Raw genomic sequence first — 25,712 nt, 5'->3', positions numbered from 1 at the left:
AACCCGCTCAGGGGCGCGGGGCGGGGGCCTCCCAGGGGGCCGCCGCACGAGCCTCCGTCCGGAGCTCCTCCGTGTCGGGCTCCGTGTCGGGCTCCGCCCCGAGGCGCCGCAGGACGGCCCGGTAGGTCGCCCCGTGGAAGCGGTACGGGCCGACGCCGGGGTAGCCGTCGCGGGCCGGGTCCGCGGTGGGGCCGGTCTGCCAGGCGAAGTCGCGCCAGACGACGTCCTCCCCGTCCCGCTCGACGACGGCCGTGACGGCTCCGCAGCCGAGGTCCTCGCAGTCGGGGCAGGAGTAGATCACCCGGCGGCCGCCCGGGAGCGAGGGAGTGGAGTCGGCGTCGGAGTCGAGGAGCCCGCGGACGTGCTCGGCGCGGAGGGCCGGCGGGAGGTCGCCCGCCAGGGGCGAGACCGTGTCGATGCCGTCGGCCTCGTCGAGCCGGTGGAGCAGCGGCCTGCCGTCGACGACGAGGTCGACGTCCTCGGGGCGGGGGCGGGGCCTGGGGAAGGCCCCGGGAAGGAGGCCCCCACCGCCCGGGAGGAGGGCGGGGGCGAGGTCGAGAGTCGTGTACGCGGCCGGCATGAATCCAGCATTCCGCGGTCGGGGGCCCTGTTCCATGGCTGGGCCGTCCCGGAAATGTCCCGGTCCCGGTACGGTCCCGGGCATGGAGAGCGACGTGATCGTGGTGGGTGGCGGGGTCGTCGGACTGACGACCGCGGTGACGCTGGCGGAGCGCGGCCTTCGGGTACGGGTCTGGTCACGGGACGAGGTGACGGCGACGACCTCGGCGGTGGCGGGGGCGCTGTGGTGGCCGTACCGGATCGAACCGGAGGACGAGGCGGGCGCCTGGGCGCTGGTCTCCCTGCGCGAGTACGAGGAACTGGCCGCCGATCCGGAGCGGACGGGGGTGCGGTGGGTGCCCGGGGTGCACGCGGACACCGTTCTGGACGGACTCGGCGCCTGGGCGCGGGAGGTGCCGGGCCTGCGGCAGCTGTCGCCCGAGGAGGTGCCGGGGCCGTACGACGTGGGTCTTGCCGCACGTCTGCCGCTGATCGACATGCCGGTCCATCTGGCGTGGCTGCGGGGCCGGTTCGAGGCGGCGGGCGGGGTCGTCGAGCGGCGTACGGTCACCGGCTTCGAGGAGGCGGCGGCCGGGGCGCGGGTGGTCGTCGACTGCACCGGCGCGGCGGCGCGGGAGCTCGTACCGGATCCCGGACTGCGGCCGGTGCGGGGGCAGTTGGTCCTGGTCGAGAACCCGGGGATCGAGGAGTGGTTCACCTCGGCGGACGCCGGGTCGAGCGAGACGACGTACTTCTTCCCACAGCCGGGGCGGCTGATCCTGGGCGGGACGGCCGAGGAGGACGACGAGCGGACGGAGCCCGATCCGGCGACGGCGGCGGCGATCGTGGCGCGGTGCGCGCGGGTGCGGCCGGAGATCGCGGGGGCGCGGGTGCTCGGCCACCGGGTGGGCCTGCGGCCGGCACGGGTGGGCGGGGTCCGGATCGAGGCGGTCCCGCTGCCGGGCGGCGGCCGCCTGGTGCACCACTACGGACACGGGGGCGCGGGCGTGACGGTGGCCTGGGGCTGTGCGGAGCGGGCGGCGGAGCTGGCGGAGGCCTGAGAACGGCCGCGGGGCGGACGGGGTCCTTTCGGACCCCGTCCGCCCCGCGTTTGCTCACCGGACTACTTTTCCGGCGCGTGTTCCTACTGCCAGATCGGCGGCTTGCTGTTGTTCTCCGCGTCCTCGCACTGGCGGGCGCGCGTCTCCAGGGCGTCGGCGTGGGCGAGGGCCTTGCGGGCCTCCGCGTGGGCGCCGAGACCCCTGAGCTGCGCGGCGCGGTTGCGCTCCTGTCGGGCTTCGTTCTTCAGCTGGCTGATGTTGCAGGTCATCTTGGCTGCGGCCGCGGGCTCGGCGGTCACCGTCTGGCCGAGCAGCACGCCGCCGGCAAGCAGCGTCGTGGCGAGCATCGTCGTGAGGGCACGACGTGCGGTCGTGGTGGTGCGCATGGTGTTCTCCAACTTCCAGGCCGTGGGGACCTGTTCGAGGCATGGTCAGTACCAGTCGGTAACTTTACCTCGGCAAACGATGGATTCACGCCACCCGGGCCCGTGGGCCACGTGATCGTCAACACTCCTCCACAGGACTCCCACTGACGAGGTGATAGGTGGCCCGCGCGTCCAGGAGCAGCGGGACGAGCGCGCGCCGCGACTGGGCGAGGGGGACGAACACTCCTGCACCCTCAGGCCGTACGGCGACGCCGTGCAGGGCGAGTTCGTCGCCCACCTCGGCGTACTGGGCAGCGTCCAGGCGGTAGCCGCACGGCGGGTCGGCGAGGATCTCCGCAGCCTCCGGCGGATCGTTGTCGGCGCCGCCGAGGAAGACCGGGCCCCGGTCGGCGTATCCGGCGCGCCGGGCGGCCGCGGTGGCGGCGGTGAGCGGTCCGCGCCGCTCGTCGAGGTAGGCGAAGGCGCCTTCCAGGGCGGCGTGCTGGGTGGCTACCCGGCGCCGGTGGTTGAGCGCCGGGTCGTTCTGCTCGGCCTCGTCGAACGCGTCCACCCGGGTCTCGACGAGCAGGCCCACGGAGTGCTTGATCCCGGCCGTGTTCCGCAGGATCCGCTCCTGGCCGTCGCCCGCGACCTGCTTGAGCGGCTTGCCGGTGAGGGGGTCGGTCCAGATGCCGTAGATGCCGCTGCTGTACCCGGCGAGCCCGGCGGCGGGCCTGACGTACTCCTCGGAGAGGGTCCGGGACTCGTCGTGGACGTGCGGGTCGGCGTCGAGACTGCGCGGCCAGAGGGCGAGCAGATCCTTGTCGTAGTACCGGGGGGTGGCACCGTACTCGTGGAGGTCGTAGACGAGTTCGGGCCGCCGGTCGCGGATGACGACGGCGACCGCGCGCGCCTCGGCGGTGCGCAGCGCGAGGTGGTCGCGGTTGACGTCGACGCCGTCGGCGTTGCCCCGGGTGTCGGCCTCGCGGCCGTCGGGGTTGGCGGTGGGAACGACGAGGAGGGTCGTCCGGGCGAGGAAGCGCAGGGTCTCCCGGTCCTGGCCGTGGGCGAGGTCGCGCACCGTGCTCAGACAGGCCTCGCGGCCCGCGGGCTCGTCACCGTGCTGGCTGCAGACGAGGAGCACGGTGGTGCGGCCCGTACCGAGGGTGGCGAGCCGGAGCGGGCGGCCCTGCGCGGTGGTGCCGATGACCCGCAGCGACAGCCGTGCGCTCGCCCGGTCGACGGCCGCGAGGAAGTCCCGCTCCTCCGCGTCGGTGGTCCATCGGGCGCCCCGGCTCGTCTCGAATCCGGTGCGCGGGAGCGGCTTCACGGGCGCGCTGTCCGCCGCCTTCGCCGGGACGGTGACGAGCGGCAGCGCGAGGGCGGCGGCGCCCGCCGCGAGGGCGAGGGCCCGCCGGGAACTCCGGTGCGCCGTACGGGGGTTCATCGAGCGGCTCCGAATCCCGGGAGACGCGGACCGGTGACGGCGGCCGGCGGTACGGCACCGCTCAGCGAGGGGACGGCGGGGGTGAGTGACGGCACGACCGGGTACGGCCCCGACGTGGCTCGGCCGAAGGCCTCGGCACCGCCGACCAGCGGCAGTCTCGCCCAGGTGCGGGCGAGGTCGAGGGTCAGGGTCGGAGTGGTCGACGGAGGGTCGAGCAGGTCCTTGTCGGTGCCGCCGACGATCAGGGCGAGACGGTGGCCGGCCGGGACGACATGGTCGGTGGCGGCGAGGTCGAGGGTCATCGTGTACGCCCTGCCGGGGGTCAGCGGACGCTCCTTGCGCGGGTCGGCCCAGGTGCCGAGATCGGCCCAGCCCCGGCTGACGACCGTGTACCCGACGTCCGCCGTGCGCGCCTCGGTCTCCTTGAAGCAGGCGCTGTCACCGGAGGTGCTCGCACCCCAGCAGGTGCGGTCGGTGAGGGTCGTGATGCCCTCGCCCGCGGCCCCGTAGTCGCGGATCGTGTCGGGTCCGAGATCGACGAGGACGGCGGAGAGGTGCGCGGTGGCCGTGGTCGGGGTGGCGGTGACCGTCACCTTGGAGGAGCCGGAGACGCGCAGCTCACGGGAGAGGGGACGGGTGACGAACCCGGCCTTCTCGGGGGTCGCGCTGTCGATCCGGGCCGCCCAGTCGAGTTCGCCCAGACCCGGGTCGTCGGTGAAGGTCGCGGTGGAGCCGGGGGCGGCGGGCGCCCGGCCGAGGACGCCGGGACCGGCTGCCGTACCGGGGGCGGGGCGCAGCGTGGTGGCCGCTGTGGCGCGCGGCGGCCACTGGCGGTCGGTGGTCCAGCGGTCCGGGGCGCGCTCGATGTCGGCGACCGGCTCACGGTCGATGCCGTTGTCGTAGCCGAGGAGGTAGTGGTCGAACCAGCGGTGCAGGGTGCGGACCCAGTCGGCGCGCCGGAAGTCGAAGGGGTCGACGTGGCCGGCCTGGGAGAGCCAGATCTTCCGCTCGACCCCCTGGGCGCCGAGGGCGTCCCACCACTGGCCGAACTGGTTGGCGCGCACGTTGAGGTCCTGCTGCCCGTGCACGACGAAGACGCTCGCCTTCACCTTGCCGGCGTCGCGTACGTGGTCGCGCTCGGCCCAGGCGGCCGTGCGGTCGCCGCTGTACGGGGTGCCGGCGGCGATGCGGTCCTGGACGGCGCCGCACCGGGCCTGCGCCTCGGGGCTGTTGACGTACTCGGAGAGCCAGCTCGGGTTGGCGTTGTAGAGCGGGGCGCCCTGGGAGTGGAAGTAGTCGTACCAGGAGGAGATGGCGCCGATCGGAACGATCGTTTTCAGCCCTTCGACGCCGGTGGCGGCGACGCCGTTGGCGATGGTGCCGTCCCAACTCTTGCCGATCATGCCGACGTTCCCGGTGCTCCAGGTCGTGGCGCGGGACCGGGTGTCCCCCGTACGGGAGGTGTAGCCGCGGGCACGGCCGTTCAGCCAGTCGACGACGGCCTTGGCCGACTGGACGTCGGAACGCCCGCCGACGTCGTCGCAACCGTCGGAGCGATTGGTGCCGGCGAGGTCGACGGCGACGAAGGCGTAGCCGCGCGGGACGAAGAAGTTGTCGTAGAAGAGCGGGAACTGGACGGGGTTTCCGTCGGCGTCGTAGGTCTTCTTCTGTCCCTCGTTGCCGCGTCCGCAACAGGCGTAGTACGGGCTGGCGTCCATGACGACCGGGATCCTCCGGCCGGCCGCGGCGGCCTCCCGGGGGCGGACGATGTCGACGGCGACCCGGTCCGCGCGCCCGTCACCGTCGCCGTCGAGGCCGGTGTCCACCCAGACGGACTCACGGATGGCGTCGGCGTACGAGTGAACGGGCCGCGACTCGCGTACGAAGGGCGAGGACGACACGGCGGGTCCGGAAGGCGCGCGCACGGCGGGCCCGGCGGGCTCCGGCTGCGCCCCGGCGGGCGTGACCAGGGTCGCGAGCAGGGCGGCCGTGGCCGCGGCCACGAGGGTTCCGTACGGCAGTCGGGCTCCGCGGGTTCTCCGCATTCGCATCGGCATGGGCCGGAAGGTACCCCGGTCAACTCCCGCGCAAAAGAGTGCCTTCCGCGCACGGAGACCGGGTCGATGTGATGCGCGTCACTGTTCGGGTGCTTCGGATCGAGCGTGCGTGATCATGAGCGCATGGACGCTCGTTTCCTTGGTATCCCTGAGCTGGTCGAAGCCCCGTCCGTGGCCGTCGTGGTCGACGTCATGCGTGCGTTCACGGTGGCCGCCTGGGCGTTTGCCCAAGGGGCGGAGAAGATCGTTCTCGCCGAGTCGCTGGACGAGGCCCTGGCGCTCAAGACTCGCCACCCGGGGTGGGTGGCGCTCAAGGACGGCCCGTCCGCGCCCGGGTTCGACGCCGTCAACTCGCCGGGCCTGCTGCGGTCTCTGGACCTCGGCGGACGGACCGTCGTGCAGAAGACCACGGCCGGGACGGTCGGCGCCCTCGCGGTCAAGGAGGCGTCGCTGGTGCTGTGTGCCGGCTTCGTGGTGGCGGAGGCGACGGCTCGGGTCCTGCGGACCCGCGAGTGCGGCAGTGTCACGTTCGTGGTCACCGGCGAGGACGGGCACGCCGACGAAGATCTGGCGTGCGCTCAGTACATCGCCCGGAGGGCCACCGGGGCTGCGACGGATGCGGCCGAATTCCTCCGCCGCGCCGGCGAGTCGCGCGCCGCCCACGAGCTGGCGGAGGGCGTGCGTCAAGGAGTCCATCCCGATGACGTCGCGCTCTGTCTCGAGCTCGACCGGTTCCCCTTCGCCATGGTGGCGACCTTGGAGGACTCGCTCATGGTCCTCCGTCCGTGCGCCGTGCCTTCGCCGGCCGACGAGGCTTCGATCTGACCGCCGGCGACGTGCGGTGATTCCAGGGACGGATGGGTTCATGTCGGCCGAATGGCGATCGTGTGACAGGGGGTCCTCTGGACGTGACGGTGTGTCGGGGGACTGAATAGTGTCCGGACTAAGGACCGACGACCACCCGCGCGTCTTACGTTTCTTATGACTTGGGGAGCACCTGTGCACCGCAGAATCATCGTTCCGAGCGCCCTCGCGGCCTCCCTGCTGCTGGCGATCCCGGCATCGGCGGCCGACTTCACCCCTGGGGCCCCGGGCATCGGCGACTCCTATTACCCGACCAGTGGCAACGGCGGCTACGACGTCTCCCACTACGACCTGCGCCTGAAGTACCAGCCCACCACCGACCTCCTGGAGGGCACGGCGACGATCGTCGCCACCACCAAGCAGAACCTGTCCCGGTTCAACCTCGACATCGGCCTGGCCGTCAGCGAGGTACGGGTCAACGGCCGCCTGGCGAAGTTCACCGCTTCGGGCGCCCACGAGCTGGAGGTCACCCCGGCCACCCCGCTGGAGAAGAACAAGGCGATCTCGGTCGTCGTCCGCTACGCGGGCAAGCCCTCCGAGGTGAAGATCGACGGCTGGACGGCCTGGGCCCGCACCCCCGACGGCGGCGTCGCCGCGCAGGAGCCGGACTCGGCCGCCTGGTGGTTCCCGTCCAACGACCACCCGCTGGACAAGGCCACCTTCGACGTCTCCGTCTCGGTTCCGGACGGCACCCAGGCCATCAGCAACGGCGTGCTGCAGTCGCAGTCCTCGCGCCTCGGCTGGACCCGCTTCAACTGGCGCTCCAACAAGCCGCAGGCCACGTATCTGGCCACGCTCGCCGTCGGCAAGTTCGACATCACGACGGACAGGACCGCGAACGGGCTGCCCGTCCTCAACGCGTACAGCAAGGACCTCGGCGACAACGACGGCGCCGCGCGCGCCTCGGTCGAGCGCACGACCGAGGTCGCCGAGTGGCTGGAGTCGGTCTTCGGGCCGTACCCCTTCAACTCCCTCGGCGGGTACGTGCCGAACGTGACCAGCGGCTTCGCCCTGGAGACGCAGACCCGCCCGTTCTACAGCCCGCGGCAGTTCGCCAACGGCGCGAACGCGTCCGTGGTCGTCCACGAGCTGGCGCACCAGTGGTACGGCGACAGCGTGTCCGTCCGCGACTGGAAGGACATCTGGGTCAACGAGGGCTTCGCCCGCTACAGCCAGTGGCTGTGGTCGGAGAAGGAGGGCGAGGGCACGGCCCAGGAGCTGGCGGACTACGTGTACGCCACGCGGACCGCCGAGGACCCGTTCTGGACGGTGAAGCCGGGTGACCCGGGCGCGGAGAACCAGTTCCACATCGCCGTCTACGACCGGGGCGCGCTGGCACTCCAGGCGCTGCGCAACGAGATCGGCGACGAGGACTTCTTCGCGATCCTGAAGGGCTGGCCGCAGCAGTTCGCCTACGGCAACGCGCGGGTCGCCGACTTCGTGCGGTACGCGGAGCGGGTCTCCGGCAAGCCGCTCGCCGAGCTCTTCGACACCTGGCTGTACCAGCCGTCGAAGCCGTCCGCCTCGACGGCGGCGGCCGTCGGCCTGTCCGCGCCGGCCGCGACGCCGGCGTCCGGCACCCCGGCCGCGCGCTCGGCGGCTCCGCGGGCCGCGCAGCCGAAGCCGGCACAGCCGAAGTCCTGGAAGAAGATCGCGGCGACGAACACGGTCCACGAGTCGGAGCGACACGGCACGCACTGAGCCGTGAGGTGACCGGTGGCCGTACGGCCACCGGTCAGTCGGCGGACTCGTGCGTGCTCCGGAGCCGTACGGTCACGCGGACGGTACGGCCACCGGAGCCGTACGGTCGCGCAGGCCTTACGGGGCCACCGGAGCCGTACGGTCACCATGGCCGTCCGTCAGCGCGTGCCGCGGCGGGCGGCCTCGCGGGCCTTTCGGGCCAGCGGCAGATAGCGCAGCCGCTCCGGCAGGACGGGGACCACGACCCTGACCACCCGGGCGAACCGGCGCAGCGCGCGCTCCTGCCCGTCCGTCCATTCGAGCCCGATGGCCTCCCGGGCGTCCGGCGGCATCAGCCCCACGGTGAGGAAGGCCCGCAGCCGCAGGAACGGACGGCGCAGGACCGGCCAGAGCAGCCGGAGGGCGAGCCGGAGCGCCAACGGGCCCCGGTCGGGGGCGGGCACCGGCTGGTCGGTGTCGAGCAGCTCCTTGACGACGACGGTCGCCTCCAGCTCCTCCGCGAGGACCTTCCGGTAGTACGGCCAGAACTCCTCGATCGTCTGCGGCATGTCCCGGTCGTGGATGCCGAGGATCCTGCCGACCTGGAGCCACTCGGTGTACAGCTGCCGTTCCTGCGCCTCGGTGAGGGGGCGGGCGAGGAGGCCGAGCCCCCAGGTGTAGACGGGGAAGCCGGTCGCGTGCACCCAGGAGTAGTAGGCGGGGGTGAGCGCGTGGTAGCGGCGCCCGTGGGCGTCGGTGCCCTGGATGTCGCGGTGCAGCTTCCGAAGCCTGCGCCCTTCCCGTGCGGCGTCCTCGCCACCGTAGATCCACAGCTGGAGCGAGCGCAGGGAGCGTTCGCCCCGGCCCCAGGGGTCGGTGCGGAAGACGGAGTGGGCGTCGACTCCGGCACCGATCGCGGGGTGGGCGACCTGCATCGTGAGGGCGGCGGGAAGCATCAGAAGCGCCCGGATGTCGCCGGCGACGCTCCACAGCACGCCGCCGACGGGCGGCGGCACCGGATCGCCGGCCGGACCCCGATCGCGATCGCGATCGACGGTATCCGCAGGATCGGCAGGATCGGCAGGATCGGCAGGATCGGCAGGATCGACGAGACGGTCTGGGTCAGCGAGATGTTCTGGGTCGACGGGATCGACGCGGTCGCCGGGATTCACACGTTCCATGGGGCTTCTCCTCACACTCCAGGCTGCACCCATGACGAAGGGGCCGTCACCCGGGCGCTTCGGCCCCTGGTGACGGCCCCTTCCGGGGAGTACGGGTCAGCCGCGGTCCGCGCCGACCGGCTCGCCGACGATGCGGGCGGCGAGGGCGTGGGCCCAGGCGTCGACGTCCGCGTTGAGCTCGCGCTCGGCGGCGGCGCGCTCGGTGGCGATCTTCTCGGCACCGGCGGCGAGGATCGCCTCACGCTCGGCGTTGCCCTCGGCGCGGGCGGCGGCGATGGCGACCGAGCCCTCCTCGACGGCCTTGGAACGGATACGGGCGGCCTCGTGGCGGGCCTCGGCCAGCTCGGCCTCGTACTGCTCACGGATCTGGGTGGCCTCGGAGCGCAGGTCGTCGGCACGCTCGGTGCCGCCGTCGATGGCGTCCTCGCGCTCGTCGAGGGTGCGCCGGATCTTCGGCAGGATGCCCTTCGCAAGGAAGAGGAAGGTGAGTCCGAACAGCACCAGGCCGAGGATGAGCTCCGCCCAGACAGGGTTGAGCGGACCAAGGTCCGTCTTGAAGATCGTCGAGTTCGCGAGGGTCATGCGCGCATTCTACCTGGTTCAAAAAGGGACAATTCAGACTCTCGCATGAGAGTTGGCATGTTCGTGCGGGCCCGGCCAGATTCCCGGCACCCAAAGGCTACCGGAAGGTAACCCCGGCTGATTGTATGTGCCGCGCCAGCACAACCCCCCACACCCTCATGGGAGTTCACGTGTCGTTCGCCGCGCTCCGCCGCGCCCCCGGCGCCGCCCTTTCCCTGGCCCTCGCCGCCGCCACCCTGGCCGCGACCGCCCCGAGCGCGACCGCCGCCTCCGCCGAGGCGGCCGCCGAGGCCCCGCGGCTGAAGGTGCTCACGTACAACGCGTTCCTGTTCTCCAAGACGCTCTACCCGAACTGGGGCCAGGACCACCGGGCCAAGGCGATCCCCGCCGCCTCCTGGTACCAGGGGCAGGACGTCGTCGTCCTTCAGGAGGCCTTCGACAACGCCGCCTCGGACGCCCTCAAGGCGAACTCCGCCGGTCAGTACCCGTACCAGACCCCGGTCGTGGGCCGCAGCAAGAGCGGCTGGGACGCCACCGGCGGCTCCTACTCCGCGACCACCCCCGAGGACGGCGGGGTGACGATCCTCAGCAAGTGGCCGATCATCCGCAAGGAACAGCACGTCTACAAGGACGCCTGCGGCGCCGACTGGTGGTCGAACAAGGGCTTCGCGTACGCCGTGCTCGACGTGAACGGCAGCCGCGTCCACGTCCTCGGCACCCACGCCCAGTCCACCGACCCGGGCTGCTCGGCGGGCGAGGCGGCGCAGATGCGCAGCCGCCAGTTCAAGGCGATCGACGCCTTCCTCGACGCCAAGAACATCCCGGCCGGCGAGCAGGTCGTCGTCGCCGGCGACATGAACGTCGACTCGCACACGCCCGAGTACGGCACGATGCTCGCCGACGCGGGCCTGGTGGCGGCCGACGCACGCACCGGCCACCCGTACTCCTTCGACACCGAGCTGAACTCGATCGCCTCCGAGCGGTACCCGGACGACCCGCGCGAGGACCTCGACTACGTCCTGTACCGGTCGGGGAACGCCCGGCCCGCCAACTGGACCAACCACGTGATCCTGGAGAAGAGCGCCCCGTGGACGGTCTCCAGCTGGGGCACGAGCTACACGTACACCAACCTCTCGGACCACTACCCGGTCACCGGCTCCTGACCTGACCCGAAGGCCGGCGGCTGACGGGGCTCAGTACCCGTATCCGCTGCCGAAGAGGCTGTAGAGCCATGCACCGAGCACCCCGGCGACACAGAGCAGCACGACCCAGGAACCCAGGCTCGTGTGCCGCTCCTTACGGGGCCGGGCCGGGTCGGGCGGCACGCGCCGTCCGACCCGGCCTTCCCTGCTTGCCCTGCGCGCTCTGCCTGCCCGGCTTTCCGGACGCACCCATCCGCCCCGACCGCCCCGACGGAGCCGGAGCCGGCTCGACGACCGCGGCGACATCGGCGAGCAGCCGACGACAGACCGCCGCGAGCTCCGTGGTCCCGGCCGTCAGGTCGACGACCACCTCGGTACGGGCCGGGGCCGTGGTGCCCCCGTCGAGGAGCCGCCCGGCACGCAGCAACGCCTGGTCCTTGCCCCCGGTCGGACCGAGGCTTATCCAGCGGCGCACATGCTCTCCCCGGATGACCACACCACCGCCCCGCTCCCGGTAGACGGTGTGCTCCCGCCACAGGACTCCGGCCAACTCTTGCGCCGTCTCCCTGAGTTGCGTGTACATCTGACTCCCCTGTTCTCGTTCCCCAGTTCGAACAGCCGCAGACTCTAGCCCCCCGGGCCCGACGACCCCCGCGACACCCCGCCCCCCGCCCGTTACGCGCCGAAGTCGTACACGGTGACCGGTATCCCCCGGTCCACGACCCGCCGAACGACGAGGGGCTCGACCCGGTGAAGATCACGCTATGGGGCGGGTCTGACAGCGCCCCGTCCTCGGCCCGGTCAGGGTGCGGGGACCGGGCCTCCGGGGCGGAAGCGTTCCACTCCGACGATGTGGCGGACCTTGAGCGGGCGCACGATCACCGCCACCCGCTGTTCGCCCGGCATGGTCCACTCGAAACGGTCCACGCCCAGGTACTTCCGGGCCAGGTGGTCCATGCGCGCATGTGCCTCGTCGCCCTCGACGAAGCGGGCCACCTCTCCGCTGATCTGCACGCGGTCGAAGGGATCGGCGGCGTCCGCGTGCGAGAGGTAGACGCGGGGGTCGCGGCGCAGGTTCTCCTCCTTCACCCGGCCCACCGAGGTGTTGAACATCAGCTCCCCGTCTCCCTCCAGATCCACCCACATCGGGCTGACCTGGGGCGCACCGTCGGGGAACACCGTGCCCACGTACCAGATGAGAGGCGCGCGCAGCCGAGCGCGGACGGCTTCGTCGAAGGTCGCAGTCATCTCGCGAGGCTACAACCGTGATCAGGCGGCGTGGATGGTCTTTTACAGCTCTGGTGAGACAGCAATACTGTCCCAGTCGGCCTCAGCGGCCGGATTCGGCAGTGGAGCGGAAGCGAGGCACCTCGGATGGGCGTCGGGAGCGACGAGGAGGGCGGGCCCAGCTACACCGTCGACGAACTGGCCGCGCGGGCCGGGGTCACGGTGCGGACCGTGCGGTTCTACGGGACCCGCGGGCTCCTTCCGCCGCCCGTCATCGGGGCGCGGCGGGTCGGGCACTACGGGCAGGGGCATCTGTCCCGGCTCGCGCTCATCGAGGAGCTCCAGCGGCAGGGGATGACGCTCGCCGCGATCGAGCGGTACCTGGAGCAGCTGCCGGCCGACCTCAGCGCGCAGGACCTGGCGATCCATCGGGCCCTGGTGGCCTCCTGGGCGCCGGAGTCCGCCGAGTCCATCACCCGGCGCGAGCTGGAGCGGCGGGCCGGGCGGGAGCTGACCGAGCGTGACGTGGACCGGCTGGCGGCGATGGGCGTGCTCGACCGGACCGTCGACGGCGACACGTTCCGGCTCGACGGGGCGCTGCTGCGGCTCGGCGTCGAGCTGCTCGACGTCCCCATCGAGCACGAGACGATCCTCGCCTCCCGCACCGTTCTCCTGGAGCACGCGCGCGCCGCCGCCCAGGAGCTCTCCCGGCTGTTCCGGGACGAGGTGTGGAGCCCGTACCGGGAGAGCGGGGAGGACCCGGACCACCTGAGCGCGATGAGGTCGCTCTCGGCGCACATGCAGCCGATGGTGGTCCAGGCCCTCCTCACGGCCTTCCAGCGCTCGCTGAGCGAGGAACTGAGGACGGCGTTCAGGCGTCGGTGAAGGCCGGTGCGGAGTCAGCTCCCGGCACCGTTCAGGCGTCGGTGAAGACCTCGCCCCGCTCGGCCTTCGCCACCAGGAGGGCGGGCGGGGTGAACCGCTCGCCGTACGTCGCGGCCAGCTCACGCGCGCGTGCGGTGAATCCGGCGACACCGCCGTCGTAACCGTTGATGTACTGGAGCACACCGCCGGTCCAGGCCGGGAAGCCGATGCCCATGATGGAGCCGATGTTGGCGTCGGCGACCGAGGTGAGGACGCCCTCCTCCAGGAGCCGGACGGTGTCCAGGGCCTCGGCGAAGAGCATCCGCTCCTGCATGTCGCGGAAGGGGATCTCGTATCCGGGCTTGGCGAAGTGCTCGCGCAGGCCGGGCCAGAGCTTCCCGCGCTTGCCGTCCTCGGCGTACTCGTAGAAGCCCGCGCCGCCGCTGCGTCCGGGCCGCCCGAACTCGTCGACCATGCGGTCGATCACGGCCTCGCCCGGGTGGGTGGCCCAGGTCCCGCCGGCCTCCTCGATCGCCCGCTTCGTCTCGTTGCGGATCTTGCGCGGGAGCGTGAGGGTCAGCTCGTCCATCAGGGAGAGGACCTTGGCCGGGTAGCCGGCCTGCGCGGCGGCCTGCTCGACGGAGGCGGGCTCGATGCCCTCGCCGACCATGGCGACGCCCTCGTTGATGAAGTGGCCGATCACCCGGGAGGTGAAGAAGCCGCGCGAGTCGTTGACGACGATCGGCGTCTTGTTGATCTGCCGGACCAGGTCGAATGCGCGGGCGAGCGTGTCGTCGCCGGTCCGCTCGCCCTTGATGATCTCGACGAGCGGCATCTTGTCGACGGGCGAGAAGAAGTGCAGACCGATGAAGTCGCTCTGGCGCTCGACGCCCTCGGCGAGGACGGAGATCGGCAGGGTCGAGGTGTTCGAGCAGAGCAGCGCGTCGGGCTCGACGACGGCCTGGATCTCCTGGAACACCTTGTGCTTGAGCGCGGTGTCCTCGAAGACCGCCTCGATGACCGCGTCGCAGCCCGCCAGGTCCCGGACCTCGGAGGTCGGGGTGATCCGGGCGAGGAGCGCGTCGGCCTTCTCCCGGGTCGTACGGCCGCGGGAGACCGCCTTGGCGCAGAGGGCCTCGGAGTACGCCTTGCCCTTCGCCGCGGACTCGGCGGAGACGTCCTTGAGGACGACCTCGATGCCGGCGCGGGCGCAGGAGTACGCGATGCCGGCGCCCATCATGCCCGCGCCGAGGACGGCGACCTTGCGGACCGGACGGGGCTCGATGCCCTTCGGGCGGCTCGCGCCGGAGTTGACGGCCTGGAGGTCGAAGAAGAACGCCTGGATCATGTTCTTCGCCGTCTGCCCGACGACCAGCTCGGTGAAGTAGCGGCTCTCGATGGTGATGGCGGTCTCGAAGTCGACCTGGGAGCCCTCGACGGCGGCGGCCATGATGGCGCGCGGCGCCGGGTAGGGCGCGCCGTTCAGCTGCTTGCGCAGGTTGGCCGGGAAGGCGGGGAGGTTGGCGGCGAACTTCGGGTTCGACGGGGTGCCGCCGGGGATCCGGTAGCCGGGGACGTCCCAGGGCTGCCGGGACTCGGGGTGGGCGTCGATGAAGGCGATGGCCTTGGCCATCATCTCCTCGGCGGTGGCGGCCACCTCGTGGACGAGGCCGCTGTCGAGGGCGCGCCCGGGGGCGTACTGGGTGCCCTGGAGCAGCACCTTGAGCAGCGCGTCGGTGATGCCCATGAGACGGACGGTACGGGCGACGCCGCCTCCGCCCGGCAGCAGCCCGAGGGTGACCTCGGGCAGGCCGATCTTGGAGCCGGGGGCGTCGAGGGCGACGCGGTGGTGGGAGGCGAGGGCGATCTCGTAGCCGCCGCCGAGCGCGGCGCCGTTGATCGCGGCGACGACGGGCTTGCCGAGGGTCTCGATGCGGCGCAGCGCGTTCTTGATCTCGATGGCGGAGTCGAAGATGTCCCGGGCGTGCTCGGGGCCCGCCTTGACCATGTCCTTGAGGTCGCCGCCGGCGAAGAAGGTCTTCTTCGCGGAGGTGTAGATGATGCCGCGGATGGAGTCCTTCTCGGCCTCCACACGGTCGGCGATCGCGATGATCGAGGCCCTGAAGGCCTGGTTCATGGTGTTGGCGGACTGGTTCGGGTCGTCGAGGACGAGGGTGACGATCCCGGTCGCGTCCTGCTCCCAGCGGATGGTGGTGCTCTCGCTCATGTCTCTGCTTCTCCGTGGATCCGTGAAGAGGGGTTCGGACGGGACGGTCAGACGCGCTCGATGACGGTGGCGATGCCCATGCCGCCGCCCACGCAGAGGGTGGCCAGGCCGTAGCGCTTGTCCTGCCGCTCCAGTTCGTCGACGAGGGTGCCGAGGATCATCGCGCCGGTGGCGCCGAGCGGGTGGCCGAGGGCGATGGCGCCGCCGTTGACGTTGACCTTGTCCAGGGTGATGCCCATGTCCTTGACGAAGCGCAGGACGACGGCCGCGAAGGCCTCGTTGATCTCGATCAGGTCGATGTCGTCGATGGTGAGGCCCGCCTTGGCGAGGGCCTTGCGGGCGGCCGGGGCGGGGCCGGTCAGCATGATGGTCGGCTCGGAGCCGGAGACGGCTGCGGAGACGATCCGCGCGCGGGGGGTCAGTCCGTTCCGCTCGCCGACCTCCTTCGAGCCGATGGCGACGAGGGAGGCGCCGTCGACGATGCCGGAGGAGTTGCCTGCGTGGTGGACGTGGTCGATCTCCTCGATCCAGTGGTACTTCTGCAGGGCGACGGCGTCGAAGCCGCCGAGCTCGCCGATGTCGGCGAAGGAGGGCTTGAGCCGCGCGAGGGAGTCGGCGGTGGTGCCGGGGCGCAGGAACTCGTCGTGGTCGAGGACGGTCAGTCCCGCGCGGTCCTTCACGGGGACGATCGACCGGGCGAAGCGGCCGTCCTTGACGGCGGCCGCGGCCCGCTCCTGGGAGAGGGCGGCGTACTCGTCGACGTCGCGGCGGGTGAAGCCCTCGATGGTGGCGATGAGGTCGGCGCCGATGCCCTGGGGGACGAAGTTGGTGTCCAGGTTGGTCATCGGGTCGGCGAACCAGGCGCCGCCGTCGGAGGCCATCGGCACCCGGGACATGGACTCGACGCCGCCGGCGAGGACGAGGTCCTCCCAGCCGGAGCGGATCTTCATCGCGGCCATGTTGACCGCTTCGAGGCCGGAGGCACAGAAGCGGTTCTCCTGGACGCCGGCGACGGTGTCGGGGAGTCCGGCGGCGATGGCGGCGATGCGGGCGATGTCGGAGCCCTGGTCGCCGACGGGGCCGACGACGCCGAGGACGATGTCGTCGATGGCGGCCGGGTCGAGGCCGGGGTTCCGGGTCTGGATCTCCCGGATGAGGCCGACGACCAGGTCGATCGGCTTGGTGCCGTGCAGGGAGCCGTTGGCCTTGCCGCGTCCGCGCGGGGTGCGGATCGCGTCGTACACGTACGCTTCGGTGCTCACGGAAAGCCTTTCGCGAGGGTTGAGGGTGGTGGGGTTCCGCGGGGAGGTCGAGGGGGAGGTCAGCCGAGGAGGGAACGGCCGATGATCTCCTTCATGATCTCGGTGGTGCCGCCGTAGATGGTCTGGATCCGGCCGTCGGTGTAGGCGCGGGCGACCGGGAATTCGCTCATGTAGCCGTATCCGCCGTGCAGTTGCAGACAGCGGTCGGCGACCCGCTTCTGGAGTTCCGTCGCCCACCACTTGGCCATGGATGCGTGGACGGCGTCGAGACCGGCCCCGTCCGGATCGGTGTGCTCCTCGATGCAGCGGTCGACGAAGGTCCGGGTGACGGCGCACTCGGTGGCCATCTCCGCGATCTCGAAGCGGATGTGCTGCAGCCGGGCGAGCGGACGGCCGAAGGCCTCGCGCTCCTTGACGTAGCGGGTGGTGATCTCCAGGAGGTGCTCGGCGCCCGCGATACCGGCGACGGCGATGGCGAGGCGTTCCTGGGCGAGGTTGGTCATGAGGTGCAGGAAGGCCCCGTTGAGCTCGCCGAGCAGGTTCTCCTTGGGGACGCGGACGTCGTTGAAGAAGAGTTCGGCGGTGTCCTGGGACTTCTGGCCGATCTTGTCGAGATTGCGGCCGCGCTCGAAGCCCTCGGCACCGCGCTCGACGACGAGGAGGGAGAGGCCGTGCGCGCCGCCCTCCGGGGTGGTGCGGGCGACGACGATCACCAGGTCGGCGAGGATGCCGTTGGAGATGAAGGTCTTGGAGCCGTTGAGGATCCAGTGGTCGCCGTGGTCCTCGGCGGTCGTGCGGATGCCCTGGAGGTCCGAACCGGCGCCGGGTTCCGTCATGGCGATGGCCGTGACGGTCTCACCGGAGCAGAAGCCGGGCAGCCAGCGCCGCTTCTGCTCCTCGGTGCCGAGCGAGGTGAGGTACGGGCCGATGATGTCGTTGTGCAGGCCGATGGCGAGCCCGGGGGCGCCGGCCCGGGTGAACTCCTCGGCGAGGACGGCGCCGTAGCGGAAGTCGGGGTTGCCGCCGCCTCCGTACTCCTCGTCGACGGCGAGGCCGAGCAGCCCCTGGCGTCCGGCGGCGAGCCAGGCCTCGCGGGCGACGATGCCGTCCTTCTCCCACTGTGCGTAGTGGGGCAGCACCTCCTTGTCGAGGAAGGTGCGGACGGTGGCCCGGAAGGCCTCGTGGTCGGCGGTGTAGAGCTGGCGCTTCATGCGTCGGTCTCCTGGGTGTGGGTCGGGCGATTCACGCGTCGGACTCCCGGGTCCGGGTCGGGCTCTCGAGGGCTGGTACGGCCCAGTCGCGGGCGACCTCGGCGGTGTCGGCGCCGGGCAGGGCGGGTCCCGTACGGAGGGTGCCGGGGGTGACGGAGAAGCGGGGCGCGGGGGCCGGCTGGGCGATTCCGCCCTGCTCGGCGAAGGTGCCGCGCGCGGCGAGGTGCGGGTGGGACGGCGCCTCGCGCAGTGAGAGGACGGGGGCGACGCAGGCGTCGCTGTTCTCGAAGACGGCCGTCCATTCCTCGCGGGTACGGCTCCGGAACCGGTCGGCGACGGCCTTGCGCAGCTCGGGCCAGCGGGCGAAGTCGCGGCGGGCGGGGGCGACCTCCTCGATGTCGAGGAGGCGGACGAACTCCGCGTAGAACTGCTCCTCCAGGGCGCCGACCGCCATGTGGCCGCCGTCGGAGGTCTCGTAGACGCCGTAGAAGGGGCAGCCGCCGTCGAGGAGGTTGACGCCCCGGCGGTCCTGCCAGCCGCCGGCCGCGAGCATGCCGTGGATCATGGTGGTGAGGTGGGCGGTGCCGTCGACGATGGCCGCGTCGACGACCTGGCCCTCGCCGTGCGCGCGGGCGTGCTGGAGGGCGGCGAGGACGCCGATGACGAGGTAGAGGGAGCCGCCCGCGTAGTCGCCGACCAGGTTGGCGGGGATGGTGGGCGGGCCGTCCGGGTCCGGGCCGATCATGCCGAGGGCGCCGGTGATCGCGATGTAGCCGATGTCGTGTCCGGCGGTCGCGGAGAGCGGCCCGTCCTGGCCCCAGCCGGTCATCCGGCCGTAGACGAGGCGCGGGTTGCGGGCGAGGCAGGTGTCGGGGCCGACGCCGAGGCGTTCGGCGACGCCGGGCCGGTAGCCCTCGATGAGGATGTCGGCGCGGGCGACGAGGTCGAGGACGGTGGCGGGGCCGTCCGCCGCCTTGAGGTCGACGCGGACGGAGCGCTTGTTGCGGTTGGTGAGGTCGCGGGCCGGGTCGATGCCCAGGCCGGGACCGCCGGGGCGGTCGACGCGGACGACGTCTGCGCCGAGGTCGGCGAGGAGCATCGCGGCGAAGGGGCCGGGGCCGATGCCGGCGAGTTCGACCACGCGTACCCCGGTGAGCGGGCCGTTCCCGGCGGTGTGCGTCGTGCTCATCGAGCCCCCAGGCATGTGTGACACCAATGATGTAACACCAGAGATGCTAGGAATGCGTTCCACTCGGCACAAGCCCCCCGGCCGAGCAAGCGCTTGGAAATTGCCGGAGGGGCGTGGGTCGGGTAACCGGGGGTAGGGCGGCAGGGGGGGACGGCGCGGGACCCGCTATCCTCCGCCGACGACGACAACCGCGCACGGCGGCGCGGTACGGCCGAAATGAGGGGCTGGATGGACACAGGGGCGGGCGCGGGGCGCGGGGCCGGGACGGAGCCGCAGGGCGGCACCGGCCCGGAGAGCGGGTCCGGGCGATACGACGTGGTCCTCTTCGGGGCGACCGGATTCGTGGGCGAGCTCACCGCCGAGTATCTGGCCGGACACGCCCCGGCGGAGTGCCGCTGGGCGCTCGCGGGGCGCAACCGGGCCGGACTCACGGCCCTGCGCGAACGGCTCGCCGCCCGGTGGCCGCACTGCGCCGAGCTGCCGCTGGTCGTCGCCGACGCCGCCGACCCCGGTTCGCTGCGCGAACTCGCCGAGTCCGCACGGGTCGTGGCCACGACGGTCGGCCCCTACGTCTGGTACGGCGACGGGCTCGTCGGCGCGTGCGCCGAGGCGGGCACGGACTATCTGGACCTGACCGGCGAGGCCGAGTTCGTCGACCTGACGTATGTACGGCACGACGCGCGCGCCCGGGAGACCGGCGCCCGGATCGTGCACGCCTGCGGCTTCGACTCCGTCCCGCACGACCTTGGCGTGTACTTCACCGTCCAGCAGCTCCCGGAGGACGTCCCGCTCCGGGTGGACGGATTCGTCCGGGCCGGGGCGCAGTTCTCCGGTGGCACCTTCGCGTCCGCGCTGACCGCGTTCGGCCGGGGCCGGGAGATCCTGCGGGCGGCGCACGAACGGCGGCTGCACGAACCGAGGTTGGTGAGCCGACGCGCCCGTGCGCCGCTGGGCGGACCGCGGTTCAGCCGGGAGACCGGGACCTGGGCGCTGCCGCTGCCGACGCTCGACCCGCAGGTCGTGGCCCGCTCGGCGGCGGCCCTCGACCGGTACGGGCCCGACTTCCGCTACCGGCACTACGCCTCCGTGAAGACGCTCCCCATGGCCCTCGGCGGCGCAGCGGCCGTCGGCGCGGGCGTCGCTGCGGCCCAACTCCCGCCGTTCCGCGCGTGGCTGATGGAGCGATACCAGGCGGGCCAGGGCCCGTCCGCCGAGCGACGCGCGCGGAGTTGGTTCTCGGTGCGCTTCGTCGGCGAGGGCGGCGGACGCCGGGTGTTCACCGAGGTGTCGGGCGGTGACCCGGGGTACGACGAGACGGCCAAGATGCTCGCCGAGTCGGCCCTCAGCCTCGCCTTCGACCCGCTGCCGAAGACGTCGGGCCAGGTGACGACGGCGGTGGCGATGGGCGACGCGCTCATCGACCGGCTCCGGGCGGCGGGCATCCGCTTCAGGGTGGCGCACCGAGGCTGAGCGGCGCGGGCCGACGGTACGGGAGGAATCAGGGCCGTACGAGACGGAAGGGGTGACCGGCCGGGTCGGCGTAGACACGCCAGGCCGCGTCGCCACCGCCGTCGTCGAGCGGTTCGGCCCCGAGGGCGAGGACGGCCTCGTGGGCGACATCCAGGTCGTCGACCCGCACGTCGAGGTGGAACTGCTGCTCGGGCGCACCCCAGACGGGCGGCCGGTGATCGGCCACACCCTGGAAGGCGAGGACGGGACCGCCGTCACCACGCAACACGGCGGACCCCTCCCCGACGGCCCACCGGGGTTCGGGGCTGTCCACCTCGCCGCCTATCAACTGCTGGTAGAACTCGGCGAGTTCCCGGGCATCCGGGCAATCCAGAACGAGGCACCGCAGACGCCCGATCACACCAGGGCCCAGGCGGCGAGAACGTACAGCATGGCGCAGACCCAGGCCAGGGCGACCGGAGCGCCCCCGTCGAGGATCAGGTTCAGGCCGCGCCCGGTGGAACGCGGCGAAACGGAAAGGGGTGTTGTCATGCCCCCACTCTGCCGGTCGTCCGCACCGCCCGGTATCCGTACAGGTACTCAGCTGGTCAGCTCGCCCTCTGACGGAGGGTCGGCTTTCGTGCTCGATCTTCTGAACCCTCTCCGGACGCGGGCGGGTGAGATCCGCTTGACCTCAACTTCGGTTCAGGTTCTAGCGTTTCGCGCACCACCTGTGGCGGCCATGGACGGGCTGGACCACTGCGACCGGGAAGCGGGCTATTCGATGAACACTGTCTCAGCACGAACCGATGCCCAGCCGGCCGTGACCGTGACCGGTCTGGGCGAGATGGGCTTCGCACTCGCCGACGCGTTCCTGGACGGCGGGCACCGGACCACGGTGTGGAACCGTACGCCGGAGAAGGCCGATCGCCTGGTCGCCAAGGGGGCCGAGTGGTCCGCGACCGTCCGTGACGCCGTTGCCGCCAGTCCTCTCGTGGTCGTCAGCGTGAAGGGCGACGCGACGGCCCGCGCGGTTCTGGAATCGTCGGGCGACGCGCTCTCCGGCCGGTCCGTACTCAACCTCACGGACGGGACATCGGCAGAGGCCAGGTCCATGGCCGAGTGGGTCGAGGATCAGGGCGCTCAGTACCTCCACGGGCAGATCATGACGATCGCTCCCGGCATCGGCGGAGCGGAGACGGTGATCTTCTACGGCGGTTCCGACGCCGTGTTCCACCGGTTTCATCCCACGCTCCGGCTCCTCGGTGGCCGGGGAACGCTGATCTCGGCCGACGCCGGGGTGCCGGCCCTGTACGGGATGGCCGTGCACGGCACGATGTGGGGCGCGCTCAACGGATTCCTGCACGCGGCTGCGCTGCTGTCCAGCGAGGGCATCGGGGTGAAGCGGTTCCTGGACGACGCCGGCGCATCCGTTGCCGCTCTGCTGTCGTCCCTCCCGGTGATCGCCGACGAGATCGACCGTGGCGAGTACGCGACGCCGTACGGAGCGCTCCAGCACCATCGCCCCTCGGTCGAGGACCTGGTCCGCGAGAGCCGGGCGCGGAACATCGACGTCGAATTCCCCGGCTACACCCTCGACCTGGTGAACAGGGCCGTGGAGGACGGTCATGCCGATGACAGCTACTCGCGTCTGATCGAATACTTCAGGAAGCGGTGAGTACGGGTGGACGACGCCGCCTGCTGAACGCACGGAGACGCGGAAGACCGAGACCTGACGACCGCCCTCGGCGCCCTCGCCAGCCGGCTCAGACCTCGCCGAGTGCCTCCTTCAGTGCGCGGCGGCACAGGGAGTCCGCGTGGCGGGTGGTCTCGGGGATGCGGTAGTGGGGGGTGAGGTGGAGGGTGTGGGCGCAGGCGTTGGCCAGCGAGACCCGGTGGCCGACGGAGACGAACACCGGCTTCACCCCGGCCCGGGTGCGCAGGGCCCGTCCCACCTCCTCGCCGGCGGCCAGGAGTGGGGCGAAGTCACCGCGCTCTGAGCCGGGTTGCTCGTACGTGAAGGTGAACGGGTTCTTCGCGACCCCGATCGACGGCCGGCCCGTGAGCACCCCGAGGTGGCTGGCGAGGCCGAAGCGGCGGGGGTGGGCGAGGCCGTAGCCGTCGCAGACGAGCAGGCCGGGGTCGGCGGTCAGGTGGTCGAGCGCGGCGAGGACCGTCGGGATCTCCCGGAAGGCGAGCAGCCCGGGGACGTACGGGAAGGAGACCCGGCCGACCGCCGTGGCCTGCTCCACCACCTCCAGGGTCCGCGCGTCGAGGACGACGGCCGCGGCGGCGACGAGATCGCGCTCGTCGTCGTAGGCCACGTCGAGCCCGGTGACATGCCCTTCACCGACCGCCGGCCCCTCCTCGTCGCGTACGAGCCGTCCGCACAGCTCCTGCTGGACAGCGCGGGCCGCAGTCTCGTCGGCGGGCCAGCCCGCCGGAATCTCGATGATCGTCATGATGCGGGCCACCCTATGTTCGGCCGCCGACCCGCACCCAGAGCTGTGTCGCGGAAACCGCTGGGCGGGGCCTCCCGGGCCGCGTCCGGGGGCTGGGACGGGGCCACCGGCGTCCGGGCCGCGCCCGGTAGCCTGACGATCATGTTCGTACTGGAATTGACCTACACCGCGCCCGTCGAGCGCGTGGACGCGCTGCTCGACGCGCACATCGAGTGGCTCGACGCGCAGTACGCCGCCGGCGTCTTCGTCGCCTCGGGGCGCAAGAACCCGCGCGACGGCGGCGTGATCCTGGCCGCCGGGGTCGACCGCACGGAGATCGAGAAGATCGCGGCGGCCGACCCGTTCAGCGCCGAGGGCGTGTGCGCGTACCGGATCACGGAGTTCTACGCGACCAAGACGGCCGAGGGACTCGCCGCGTACCGGGAGCAGCTTCCCTCCTGACGGTCCTTCCTGCTGACCGTCCCTCCTGCTACTGGCGGACCAGTCGGGCGATCCTGCCCTTCTCGCCCGCCGCCCAGCAGGAGCCGTCGGGCGTGCAGTCCACCGTGTCGTACGAGCCGGTGTCGACCGTGCGCCAGGTGCGGCCGCCGTCGGTGGTGAGGTCCGTGCCGGTCGGGCCGACGGCGAGCGCCGCGTTCCTGCTGTGCGGAAGCCAGGTGACACCGGAGCGGTACGCGGGCGGCGGCGTGGCCGAGGCACGCCAGGTGCGGCCCCCGTCCCGCGTGACGGCGGTGGCCTGCGGGGACGGCTGGTCCTTGCGGTAGTCGCCGCCGACGGCGATGCCGTGCGCGCGGTCGCGGAAGGCGAGGCCGAAGACCCCCCGGGCCGGGTCCCCCGCCGGGATCGGGGAGACGGTGGCGGTCCAGGTCAGCCCCCGGTCGGCGGAGTGGAGCACGCGCGCGGTGGCCCCGCCGCCCGTCGCCAGCCACACGTCACGCGGACCGGCCGACACCAGGCACTGGCCGCTCGCCGCGAAGCCCGCCTCACCGGGGAGCGCGTCCGGCATCCCGGCGCTCGGCAGTACCTGCCAGGAGCGGCCGCCGTCGCGGGTGGAGAGGATGCGGTACTTCCCGTCGACCGGGTCGCTCATGGCGAGTCCGTGCCGGCGGTCGAAGAAGGTCATGCAGTCGTAGAAGGCGCGCGGGTCGGTGTTGCGGAAGGACTCGGTCCAGGTGGCGCCACCGTCCTCGGTGCGCAGCACGCGCGAGGCCTCGCCCTCCCCGATGGCGAGGACGACGGCCCGGCGGGTGTCGAAGGCCTCCACGTCGCGGAACTCCAGCTCGGCCGCGCCCGGCGGCGAGACGTTTCGCCAGCTCCGGCCGCCGTCGGTGGTGCGCAGCACCGTGCCCTTGGAGCCCGCTGCCCAGGCGGTCCGGCGGTCGACGGGCGCGAGCCCGCGGAAGCGGGCGTCGGTACCGGTCGGCGTCAGCTGCCAGCCCGCCGCCGCCGTGTCGGTCGCCGTCATGTCCGTCGCCGCTGTCGTATCCCTCGCCGCCGCCGTCGTTTCCGTCGCCGCCGTTGTATCCGTCGCCGCCGTCGAATCGGTCGGGACCCTGTCGGCCGGTGTTCCTCGCCGGGCGGTGTCGGCCGTGCCCGTCGGTATCGGCTGCCCGTCGGTCGCTGCCGCGGGGGTCTCCCCGGCCCGCGCCGGGGCGGCCAGGGTCAGCGCGAGCGCCGCCCCGATCAGCCCCACCGACATCATTCTTCTCGTCTTCCCCATGGACGTCATGGCGCCGGAAGCTAGTACCCCCGACCGCTCCCCGTCCAGGGTGCGTCCCCCGCCGGGCGTTCCTAGGCTGGATGCCATGACCGACCGTACGAACGAGCGGGCGCCCGACGAGAAGCCGAAGCTCAAGGAGTACGAGGGCGAGGGCATCACCGTCACCTTCGAGCCGCGGCGCTGTCTTCACGCGGCCGAGTGCGTGCACGGCCTGCCCGAGGTCTTCGATCTCTCCCGGCGTCCGTGGGTGCTGCCCGACGCGGCCGAGGCGGGTCTGGTGGCGGAGGTCGTCCGCCGCTGTCCCTCCGGGGCGCTGCAGTACCACCCGGCGGACGGCTCCGTCGAGCACCCGGACTCCCCCACGTCCGTCCGCCGCACGCCGTCCGGCCAGCTCGTGATGCGCGGGGACCTGCTCGTGAGCGGTGCGTACGGCGACCGGAACGAGACACGGGTGATGCTCTGCGGCTGCGGAGCCTCGGGAAACCAGCCGTACTGCGACCACTCCGGCCCCTGCGCCGAACCGGAGGACGACGTCCCCGAACAGCGCTGACCCGCGCTGACCTGCGCCGACCTGCGCCGATCGCGTCCGCGCGCCGCCGTGCGCGTGCGGTGACGCAGGTCACGTGGGTCCCGAGTGCACGTTCCGGCCGCTCCGCTCGTCTTGTCAGGTGTCAGGTGCCCTGGTGTCGGGGAGACGCACAGGATCCGAAACCCGTGTGAAAGGAGCCTGTCTTGTCCGCCGTCATCGAGCAGGCCGTCCAGGCCCGACTGGTCGCATCCGCTCCGCGGATGGAGACCGTCCCCGCCACCCTGCGGTACGACCGCGAGGACCCGTACGCCGTGAGCATGGCCTTCCCGCCTCCGGCGACCCTGGAGGGCGTCGAGGTCTCCTGGGCCTTCGCGCGGGAGCTGCTCGTCCAGGGTGTCGAGCGCCCCGCCGGGGTCGGGGACGTGCGCCTCCGTCCGTACGGGTACGACCGCACGGTGGTCGAGTTCCACGCCCCGGAGGGGGTGGCCATGGTCCACGTCCGGACCTCGGAACTGCGCCTCTTCCTGGAGCGCTCGCAGCACCTGGTGCCGGCCGGGCGCGAGCACCAGTACCTGGACTGGGACCAGGATCTGGCGGAACTGCTGCGCGACCATCCGTAGCACCCGCCGGCGCCC

26 protein-coding genes are annotated in these 25,712 nt (G+C 72.2%); 10 read left to right on the top strand and 16 right to left on the bottom strand.

The window, feature by feature from the left end:
- Positions 1 to 7 precede the first annotated feature (7 nt).
- Positions 8 to 580, bottom strand: coding sequence for a hypothetical protein (locus OG462_RS35380; protein WP_406064109.1), 573 nt, complete (start codon positions 578 to 580; stop codon positions 8 to 10).
- 82 nt (positions 581 to 662) lie between these two features.
- Here OG462_RS35380 and OG462_RS35375 point away from each other — a divergent pair, with 82 nt between their 5' ends.
- Positions 663 to 1,619 carry an FAD-dependent oxidoreductase gene (locus tag OG462_RS35375; protein ID WP_406064108.1) on the top strand — a complete coding sequence of 319 codons (957 nt, stop codon included), beginning with the start codon at positions 663 to 665 and terminating at the stop codon, positions 1,617 to 1,619.
- A gap of 83 nt (positions 1,620 to 1,702) precedes the next feature.
- On the opposite strand, the gene OG462_RS35370 is transcribed toward OG462_RS35375, so the two are convergent.
- The 3 genes from OG462_RS35370 to OG462_RS35360 all read right to left on the bottom strand — a co-directional run bounded on the left by OG462_RS35370 (position 1,703) and on the right by OG462_RS35360 (position 5,488).
- Positions 1,703 to 2,005 carry a hypothetical protein gene (locus OG462_RS35370; protein WP_406064106.1) on the bottom strand — a complete coding sequence of 101 codons (303 nt, stop codon included), beginning with the start codon at positions 2,003 to 2,005 and terminating at the stop codon, positions 1,703 to 1,705.
- Between the two features lie 118 nt (positions 2,006 to 2,123).
- Positions 2,124 to 3,431, bottom strand: coding sequence for a M14 family metallocarboxypeptidase (locus OG462_RS35365; protein ID WP_406064104.1), 1,308 nt, complete (start codon positions 3,429 to 3,431; stop codon positions 2,124 to 2,126).
- Positions 3,428 to 5,488 carry a Xaa-Pro dipeptidyl-peptidase gene (locus tag OG462_RS35360; protein ID WP_406064103.1) on the bottom strand — a complete coding sequence of 687 codons (2,061 nt, stop codon included), beginning with the start codon at positions 5,486 to 5,488 and terminating at the stop codon, positions 3,428 to 3,430. Before OG462_RS35360 ends, OG462_RS35365 begins: the two co-directional genes overlap by 4 nt.
- 123 nt (positions 5,489 to 5,611) lie before the next feature.
- On the opposite strand from OG462_RS35360, the gene OG462_RS35355 reads away from it, so the two are divergent.
- Positions 5,612 to 6,313 carry a 2-phosphosulfolactate phosphatase gene (locus OG462_RS35355; protein WP_406064101.1) on the top strand — a complete coding sequence of 234 codons (702 nt, stop codon included), beginning with the start codon at positions 5,612 to 5,614 and terminating at the stop codon, positions 6,311 to 6,313.
- 174 nt (positions 6,314 to 6,487) lie between these two features.
- Positions 6,488 to 8,053 carry a M1 family metallopeptidase gene (locus OG462_RS35350; protein WP_406064099.1) on the top strand — a complete coding sequence of 522 codons (1,566 nt, stop codon included), beginning with the start codon at positions 6,488 to 6,490 and terminating at the stop codon, positions 8,051 to 8,053.
- Positions 8,054 to 8,211: 158 nt separating this feature from the next.
- Here the strand turns inward: OG462_RS35350 and OG462_RS35345 are convergent, their stop codons facing one another.
- Together OG462_RS35345 and OG462_RS35340 are read right to left on the bottom strand one after the other, a co-directional pair.
- On the bottom strand, positions 8,212 to 9,048 hold the full coding sequence (locus OG462_RS35345; RefSeq protein WP_406064097.1) for an oxygenase MpaB family protein: 837 nt from the start codon (positions 9,046 to 9,048) through the stop codon (positions 8,212 to 8,214).
- 261 nt (positions 9,049 to 9,309) lie between these two features.
- Positions 9,310 to 9,795, bottom strand: a complete 486-nt coding sequence (locus OG462_RS35340; RefSeq protein WP_406064096.1) for a hypothetical protein — start codon at positions 9,793 to 9,795, stop codon at positions 9,310 to 9,312.
- A 158-nt stretch (positions 9,796 to 9,953) separates the two neighbouring features.
- On the opposite strand from OG462_RS35340, the gene sph reads away from it, so the two are divergent.
- Positions 9,954 to 10,958 (top strand): sphingomyelin phosphodiesterase, encoded by a 1,005-nt coding sequence (sph, locus tag OG462_RS35335; protein WP_406064094.1) that lies wholly within the window; start codon positions 9,954 to 9,956, stop codon positions 10,956 to 10,958.
- Positions 10,959 to 11,091: 133 nt separating this feature from the next.
- Here sph and OG462_RS35330 read toward each other — a convergent pair whose 3' ends face one another.
- Positions 11,092 to 11,520 (bottom strand): hypothetical protein, encoded by a 429-nt coding sequence (locus tag OG462_RS35330; protein WP_406064092.1) that lies wholly within the window; start codon positions 11,518 to 11,520, stop codon positions 11,092 to 11,094.
- Positions 11,521 to 11,738: 218 nt separating this feature from the next.
- Positions 11,739 to 12,185 carry a TIGR03618 family F420-dependent PPOX class oxidoreductase gene (locus OG462_RS35325; RefSeq protein WP_406064090.1) on the bottom strand — a complete coding sequence of 149 codons (447 nt, stop codon included), beginning with the start codon at positions 12,183 to 12,185 and terminating at the stop codon, positions 11,739 to 11,741.
- Positions 12,186 to 12,311: 126 nt separating this feature from the next.
- Here OG462_RS35325 and OG462_RS35320 point away from each other — a divergent pair, with 126 nt between their 5' ends.
- Complete coding sequence (locus tag OG462_RS35320) at positions 12,312 to 13,049, top strand: MerR family transcriptional regulator (protein WP_406064088.1); 738 nt, start codon at positions 12,312 to 12,314, stop codon at positions 13,047 to 13,049.
- A 31-nt stretch (positions 13,050 to 13,080) separates the two neighbouring features.
- Here the strand turns inward: OG462_RS35320 and OG462_RS35315 are convergent, their stop codons facing one another.
- The 4 genes from OG462_RS35315 to OG462_RS35300 are packed head-to-tail and all read right to left on the bottom strand — an operon-like array spanning position 13,081 to position 18,917.
- Positions 13,081 to 15,255 (bottom strand): 3-hydroxyacyl-CoA dehydrogenase NAD-binding domain-containing protein, encoded by a 2,175-nt coding sequence (locus tag OG462_RS35315; protein ID WP_406064086.1) that lies wholly within the window; start codon positions 15,253 to 15,255, stop codon positions 13,081 to 13,083.
- A gap of 47 nt (positions 15,256 to 15,302) precedes the next feature.
- A complete protein-coding gene (locus OG462_RS35310; RefSeq protein WP_406064084.1) occupies positions 15,303 to 16,517 on the bottom strand; it encodes an acetyl-CoA C-acetyltransferase in 1,215 nt (404 codons plus the stop codon).
- Positions 16,518 to 16,576: 59 nt separating this feature from the next.
- A complete protein-coding gene (locus OG462_RS35305; protein WP_406064082.1) occupies positions 16,577 to 17,728 on the bottom strand; it encodes an acyl-CoA dehydrogenase family protein in 1,152 nt (383 codons plus the stop codon).
- Between the two features lie 31 nt (positions 17,729 to 17,759).
- Positions 17,760 to 18,917 (bottom strand): CaiB/BaiF CoA transferase family protein, encoded by a 1,158-nt coding sequence (locus OG462_RS35300; protein WP_406064080.1) that lies wholly within the window; start codon positions 18,915 to 18,917, stop codon positions 17,760 to 17,762.
- A gap of 228 nt (positions 18,918 to 19,145) precedes the next feature.
- On the opposite strand from OG462_RS35300, the gene OG462_RS35295 reads away from it, so the two are divergent.
- Positions 19,146 to 20,387 (top strand): saccharopine dehydrogenase family protein, encoded by a 1,242-nt coding sequence (locus OG462_RS35295; RefSeq protein ID WP_406064078.1) that lies wholly within the window; start codon positions 19,146 to 19,148, stop codon positions 20,385 to 20,387.
- Positions 20,388 to 20,415: 28 nt separating this feature from the next.
- On the opposite strand, the gene OG462_RS35290 is transcribed toward OG462_RS35295, so the two are convergent.
- Complete coding sequence (locus tag OG462_RS35290) at positions 20,416 to 20,787, bottom strand: VOC family protein (protein WP_406064077.1); 372 nt, start codon at positions 20,785 to 20,787, stop codon at positions 20,416 to 20,418.
- Positions 20,784 to 20,918 (bottom strand): morphogenic membrane protein MmpA, encoded by a 135-nt coding sequence (gene mmpA, locus OG462_RS35285; RefSeq protein WP_406064075.1) that lies wholly within the window; start codon positions 20,916 to 20,918, stop codon positions 20,784 to 20,786. The genes OG462_RS35290 and mmpA overlap by 4 nt, the downstream gene beginning before the upstream one ends.
- A gap of 232 nt (positions 20,919 to 21,150) precedes the next feature.
- On the opposite strand from mmpA, the gene OG462_RS35280 reads away from it, so the two are divergent.
- Entirely contained in the window at positions 21,151 to 22,044 is an 894-nt protein-coding gene (locus OG462_RS35280) for an NAD(P)-dependent oxidoreductase (protein ID WP_406064073.1), read from the top strand.
- An 88-nt stretch (positions 22,045 to 22,132) separates the two neighbouring features.
- Here the strand turns inward: OG462_RS35280 and OG462_RS35275 are convergent, their stop codons facing one another.
- Positions 22,133 to 22,828, bottom strand: a complete 696-nt coding sequence (locus OG462_RS35275) for an endonuclease V (RefSeq protein WP_406064072.1) — start codon at positions 22,826 to 22,828, stop codon at positions 22,133 to 22,135.
- A 141-nt stretch (positions 22,829 to 22,969) separates the two neighbouring features.
- Here OG462_RS35275 and OG462_RS35270 point away from each other — a divergent pair, with 141 nt between their 5' ends.
- Positions 22,970 to 23,269 (top strand): YciI family protein, encoded by a 300-nt coding sequence (locus tag OG462_RS35270; RefSeq protein ID WP_406064071.1) that lies wholly within the window; start codon positions 22,970 to 22,972, stop codon positions 23,267 to 23,269.
- A gap of 28 nt (positions 23,270 to 23,297) precedes the next feature.
- Here the strand turns inward: OG462_RS35270 and OG462_RS35265 are convergent, their stop codons facing one another.
- Positions 23,298 to 24,557, bottom strand: coding sequence for a WD40/YVTN/BNR-like repeat-containing protein (locus OG462_RS35265; protein WP_406064069.1), 1,260 nt, complete (start codon positions 24,555 to 24,557; stop codon positions 23,298 to 23,300).
- Between the two features lie 76 nt (positions 24,558 to 24,633).
- Between OG462_RS35265 and OG462_RS35260 the strand changes: the two genes are divergently transcribed.
- Both OG462_RS35260 and OG462_RS35255 read left to right on the top strand, forming a co-directional pair.
- Positions 24,634 to 25,098, top strand: a complete 465-nt coding sequence (locus OG462_RS35260) for a (4Fe-4S)-binding protein (RefSeq protein WP_406064067.1) — start codon at positions 24,634 to 24,636, stop codon at positions 25,096 to 25,098.
- Positions 25,099 to 25,280: 182 nt separating this feature from the next.
- Positions 25,281 to 25,697: an SsgA family sporulation/cell division regulator gene (locus OG462_RS35255; RefSeq protein WP_406064065.1), complete on the top strand. Its 417-nt coding sequence runs from the start codon at positions 25,281 to 25,283 to the stop codon at positions 25,695 to 25,697.
- Positions 25,698 to 25,712: the final 15 nt, after the last annotated feature.

It is taken from the genome of Streptomyces sp. NBC_01077, assembly GCF_045162855.1.
Taxonomy (GTDB): domain Bacteria; phylum Actinomycetota; class Actinomycetes; order Streptomycetales; family Streptomycetaceae; genus Streptomyces.
Note: the sequence above shows the minus strand (reverse complement) of the source record. Positions and strands in the feature narration are given on the sequence as shown.

Bases quoted from the DNA above. Each gene is read 5' to 3' on its own strand.
- OG462_RS35375 (WP_406064108.1), top strand. From the start codon at position 663: ATGGAGAGCGACGTGATCGTGGTGGGTGGCGGGGTCGTCGGACTGACG.
- OG462_RS35275 (WP_406064072.1), bottom strand. From the start codon at position 22,828: ATGACGATCATCGAGATTCCGGCGGGCTGGCCCGCCGACGAGACTGCG.
- OG462_RS35330 (WP_406064092.1), bottom strand. From the start codon at position 11,520: ATGTACACGCAACTCAGGGAGACGGCGCAAGAGTTGGCCGGAGTCCTG.
- OG462_RS35300 (WP_406064080.1), bottom strand. From the start codon at position 18,917: ATGAGCACGACGCACACCGCCGGGAACGGCCCGCTCACCGGGGTACGC.
- OG462_RS35315 (WP_406064086.1), bottom strand. From the start codon at position 15,255: ATGAGCGAGAGCACCACCATCCGCTGGGAGCAGGACGCGACCGGGATC.
- OG462_RS35265 (WP_406064069.1), bottom strand. From the start codon at position 24,557: ATGACGTCCATGGGGAAGACGAGAAGAATGATGTCGGTGGGGCTGATC.
- OG462_RS35370 (WP_406064106.1), bottom strand. From the start codon at position 2,005: ATGCGCACCACCACGACCGCACGTCGTGCCCTCACGACGATGCTCGCC.
- OG462_RS35260 (WP_406064067.1), top strand. From the start codon at position 24,634: ATGACCGACCGTACGAACGAGCGGGCGCCCGACGAGAAGCCGAAGCTC.
- OG462_RS35320 (WP_406064088.1), top strand. From the start codon at position 12,312: ATGGGCGTCGGGAGCGACGAGGAGGGCGGGCCCAGCTACACCGTCGAC.
- OG462_RS35270 (WP_406064071.1), top strand. From the start codon at position 22,970: ATGTTCGTACTGGAATTGACCTACACCGCGCCCGTCGAGCGCGTGGAC.
- OG462_RS35365 (WP_406064104.1), bottom strand. From the start codon at position 3,431: ATGAACCCCCGTACGGCGCACCGGAGTTCCCGGCGGGCCCTCGCCCTC.
- OG462_RS35280 (WP_406064073.1), top strand. From the start codon at position 21,151: ATGAACACTGTCTCAGCACGAACCGATGCCCAGCCGGCCGTGACCGTG.
- OG462_RS35325 (WP_406064090.1), bottom strand. From the start codon at position 12,185: ATGACTGCGACCTTCGACGAAGCCGTCCGCGCTCGGCTGCGCGCGCCT.
- mmpA (WP_406064075.1), bottom strand. From the start codon at position 20,918: ATGACAACACCCCTTTCCGTTTCGCCGCGTTCCACCGGGCGCGGCCTG.
- sph (WP_406064094.1), top strand. From the start codon at position 9,954: ATGGGAGTTCACGTGTCGTTCGCCGCGCTCCGCCGCGCCCCCGGCGCC.
- OG462_RS35360 (WP_406064103.1), bottom strand. From the start codon at position 5,488: ATGCCGATGCGAATGCGGAGAACCCGCGGAGCCCGACTGCCGTACGGA.
- OG462_RS35380 (WP_406064109.1), bottom strand. From the start codon at position 580: ATGCCGGCCGCGTACACGACTCTCGACCTCGCCCCCGCCCTCCTCCCG.
- OG462_RS35295 (WP_406064078.1), top strand. From the start codon at position 19,146: ATGGACACAGGGGCGGGCGCGGGGCGCGGGGCCGGGACGGAGCCGCAG.
- OG462_RS35355 (WP_406064101.1), top strand. From the start codon at position 5,612: ATGGACGCTCGTTTCCTTGGTATCCCTGAGCTGGTCGAAGCCCCGTCC.
- OG462_RS35305 (WP_406064082.1), bottom strand. From the start codon at position 17,728: ATGAAGCGCCAGCTCTACACCGCCGACCACGAGGCCTTCCGGGCCACC.
- OG462_RS35340 (WP_406064096.1), bottom strand. From the start codon at position 9,795: ATGACCCTCGCGAACTCGACGATCTTCAAGACGGACCTTGGTCCGCTC.